The 2,891-nt window shown below is 62.4% G+C and carries 3 protein-coding genes and 1 pseudogene; 3 read left to right on the top strand and 1 reads right to left on the bottom strand.

Translation table 11 applies throughout. The features are described 5' to 3' along the window. From C8029_RS22145 to scpB, 3 genes and pseudogenes are all read left to right on the top strand, one after another. A pseudogene (locus C8029_RS22145) lies at positions 1-420 on the top strand (hypothetical protein); the annotation flags it as partial. Between the two features lie 205 nt (positions 421-625). After that, entirely contained in the window at positions 626-1,510 is an 885-nt protein-coding gene (locus tag C8029_RS20730; protein ID WP_152003640.1) for a DUF1403 family protein, read from the top strand. A 47-nt stretch (positions 1,511-1,557) separates the two neighbouring features. Then, positions 1,558-2,169, top strand: coding sequence for an SMC-Scp complex subunit ScpB (gene scpB / locus C8029_RS20725; RefSeq protein ID WP_047997926.1), 612 nt, complete (start codon positions 1,558-1,560; stop codon positions 2,167-2,169). A 16-nt stretch (positions 2,170-2,185) separates the two neighbouring features. Here scpB and C8029_RS23060 read toward each other — a convergent pair. Continuing rightward, on the bottom strand, positions 2,186-2,891 hold a 706-nt coding region (locus tag C8029_RS23060), incomplete at its 5' end, for a TniQ family protein (protein WP_193217703.1).

The raw sequence follows: 2,891 nt of genomic DNA, 5'->3' as shown, positions 1-2,891 counted from the left end.
CGGGACTACCATGATTTCCTCACCACGCCGATCCTCCGGCAGGCGCTGACGGTCGTCGTTCCCGAATACGATCAGGTGGCGCCAGTCCTTACCAAGCCGGTGCGCCCCGGTCTCCACGCCCTGGCGCAGGGCTCGCTGTTACAGGCCTTCGCGCTGACGGTTGGCATCGACCGGATCATCGAGGATCCGGTCAAATGGGCGATCTCAATCAAGCTCATGAGCGACGCGGAAGGGCAGGGACGGGTCCGGGAAGCGCTCCGATCATGGCCACTCTCGTTGAGGCGACGCATCTCGGCCCGGTTCTGGCGCGCTGAGCGCGACGAGAGCGCACGCCAGTCTGCCGAAAAAGCCGCGAGACAGCGCCAGTCTCACAAATACCGCACCATCCAGTCTCATAAATACCGGTACAGAATCTCATGAACCCCGACTCGCTTTTCAGGGAAGTGCTTGAATCTCATGAATTCCGGCCATCCGACAAAAAAACCGTTCTTTATGAGACTGTATCGTAGCGTATTACAATATGTCCGATAATGCAAACTTATTGGACATTAGAGCAAGAGATAGTGTGAGGCGGTTTCTACGCTATTTACTGGCCGAAAGCGCCGTATTGGGATAGCGTCCCGGCATGACGTTTGCTCGCGACACCCGCACCAGCGACCCTGAAACGATACCCCGGATGCCAGCCTGGGTCATCGCCACACGGGTTGAAACCCTTGAAGATGTGGCGTTTTTGTCAGGTGCAGCGCTTACTCACCTGTATCATGTGTTTGCACGAGACGATGTCCCCCAAGCATTGTTGCGGGACCGGCTGGCCCTGCACGCCGCAGAGGCATGCGTGGCGCTTTCCGGTCGGATGGAGAGGGCGGGGGAATTGCGCGACGCGGTGCACCTCCTGCGTCCCGGCGACCTTCCCGGTCCGGCAGGCGAAACCTACCTTGCCTGGCGTCGCGCGGTGGAACGGTCGGTGTCGGTCAAGGCTTTGAGCCGAGCTTTACCGACCATCGAGTCTTGCCAGATCGCCACGTGGCTGGATGCGGGAAATGGGGCACCGCTGACCCGTACCGCGGTGGTGCTGGATGCTGTCCTGACGGAGGCACCCCGTGCCGAAGTCCCGGCCTTAATCCTCGCGGACGCCGCCCTCGCCCAGGCGCTTGGTTGGGATCATGTCGTGCCGCTGCTGGCCGCGGGTTTGAAACGCACAGACCTGCGCAAGCGGGGCCACGATTTGCGCCTAGCCTGTCATCGCGCTGTGACCGCATCCGCGGTCGAGGCCACGCGTCTGGCTGTCGACCTCTCGCGTCGGGCTGCGCTTTTGAAAGGGGTTGCGCCAAAGCTTCGAGCCAAAGGGGCCGGGGAGGCGGTTGAGATCTTCCTGACACAGGATGCGGTGGCCCCCGCGGCCTTGCCTTTGCCGGATCGCGCCGCGCGGCGACTCTGCGACCGGCTGGTCGATCTCGGCGCGGTCCGTGAGCTAACCGGGCGCGACACATTCCGGCTCTACGGGGTGTAGCCATGAGCATGGACAGCGAAAGTGGGAACCGGTTTCGCGGTTCGGACATGCGACCGGAAAGGAAGTCGAAGGATCGACCAGAAGCTGAGCTTGATCGCGAGTTGCTCGACCTGCCACCGGAGTTGCGCTGGCGGGAATGGATGCGCCGGATCGAGGCGGTGCTGTTTGCCTCTGCCTCGCCTGTACCGCGCGAGGATCTGGCGCGCATAGTGGGGCAGGGGACTTCGGTTGATCTGCTGTTGGAAGACCTTGCCGCTGATCTGGAAGGGCGGGCGTTCGAGATTGCCATGGTCGCAGGGGGGTGGATGTTCCGGACGCGGCCTGTTTACGCGCCTGCGATCCGCGCCGCAGCGGATGTCGGAGACCAGTTGCTGGACCTGAACGAGTTCGACGTCGCGATTTTGGCGGCCATCGCCTACCACCAGCCGATCACCCGCGATGGGCTCAAAGACATCTTTGGCAAAGAGATCAGCCGGGACCTGATCGGAAGGCTGCATGCGCAGGGTCTGATTGGAACTGGGCCGCGCGCGCCGCGTCGTGGTGCCCCCTATACCTTCGTGACCACAGACGCGTTCCTCTCAGCTTTCGGGATGGAGAGCTTGCGCGACCTGCCAGACGCTGAACAGCTGAATGACGCTGGGCTGGCCGCGCGCCCTTGAAACCTGCTTCAGACCATCAGGGCACCTGCCGCTGCTGATGGAGCCGCGCGGCCGCCTGAACGAGATCCGCCAAATGCGGGCCAGCGGTGGTAGAGCAAGGCCCAGCTTTGGGCCGAGGCAGGACGGCATCGCTGAAGGATGTGACCAGTCCGCTCCAAGCTGGCGCAGCCTGAGCGACGCGTTTCCAATAAGAGATCGCGGGACTTCTTCGCGTTCCGAAAGGCGTCGACCGCCCTTCCGTCAATTGCCGAAGCAGATGATAGCGATCTCGATGAGGGAGGCGCGCGATGGACATGCGCTGTTTACCAAATTGAAAGCAGGCTGATCCAAGAAGGTCCGGGAGTGATCGCCCCTCTGCCATTCGATGCCCTGCTGCATGCAAACGAAGCAGATCGTCGATCAGGCGCTCCAGACGCCGAACTCCGTTGGCGGCGGGACGGGTGCGTTTGCAGAGGGCCGCGCCGCACCAGGCGCAGATCTGATGCGGCACAAGACGCTTCTGGCTGAACGGAGCCAATCCTTGTCCGCAAGACGGGCACCTGTCTCGAAGCCGACAACCGTGACGAAAGCAAGAAACGCGTGTCGCCAGGCTCCAGCCTCGGCGAAAATAGGGCGTTTCGTCTTCCGCCAGACAGGCCGGGCAGAATTGCAGCCAGGTCGCCTGCGTCTTTGGTGCGCAACTCTGCTGAGGCGATGCCCGCTGTCGCGTAGCCCTTAATTGT

The organism is Roseobacter sp. TSBP12, from assembly GCF_009129705.1.
GTDB lineage: Bacteria > Pseudomonadota > Alphaproteobacteria > Rhodobacterales > Rhodobacteraceae > Celeribacter > Celeribacter baekdonensis_A.
The sequence above is the reverse complement of the archived record's forward strand: the minus strand, read 5'-3'. Positions and strand labels throughout refer to the sequence as shown.

Excerpts from the sequence above, each read along its gene's own strand:
- C8029_RS20730 (WP_152003640.1), top strand. The coding sequence starts at position 626 with ATGACGTTTGCTCGCGACACCCGCACCAGCGACCCTGAAACGATACCC.
- scpB (WP_047997926.1), top strand. The coding sequence starts at position 1,558 with ATGCGACCGGAAAGGAAGTCGAAGGATCGACCAGAAGCTGAGCTTGAT.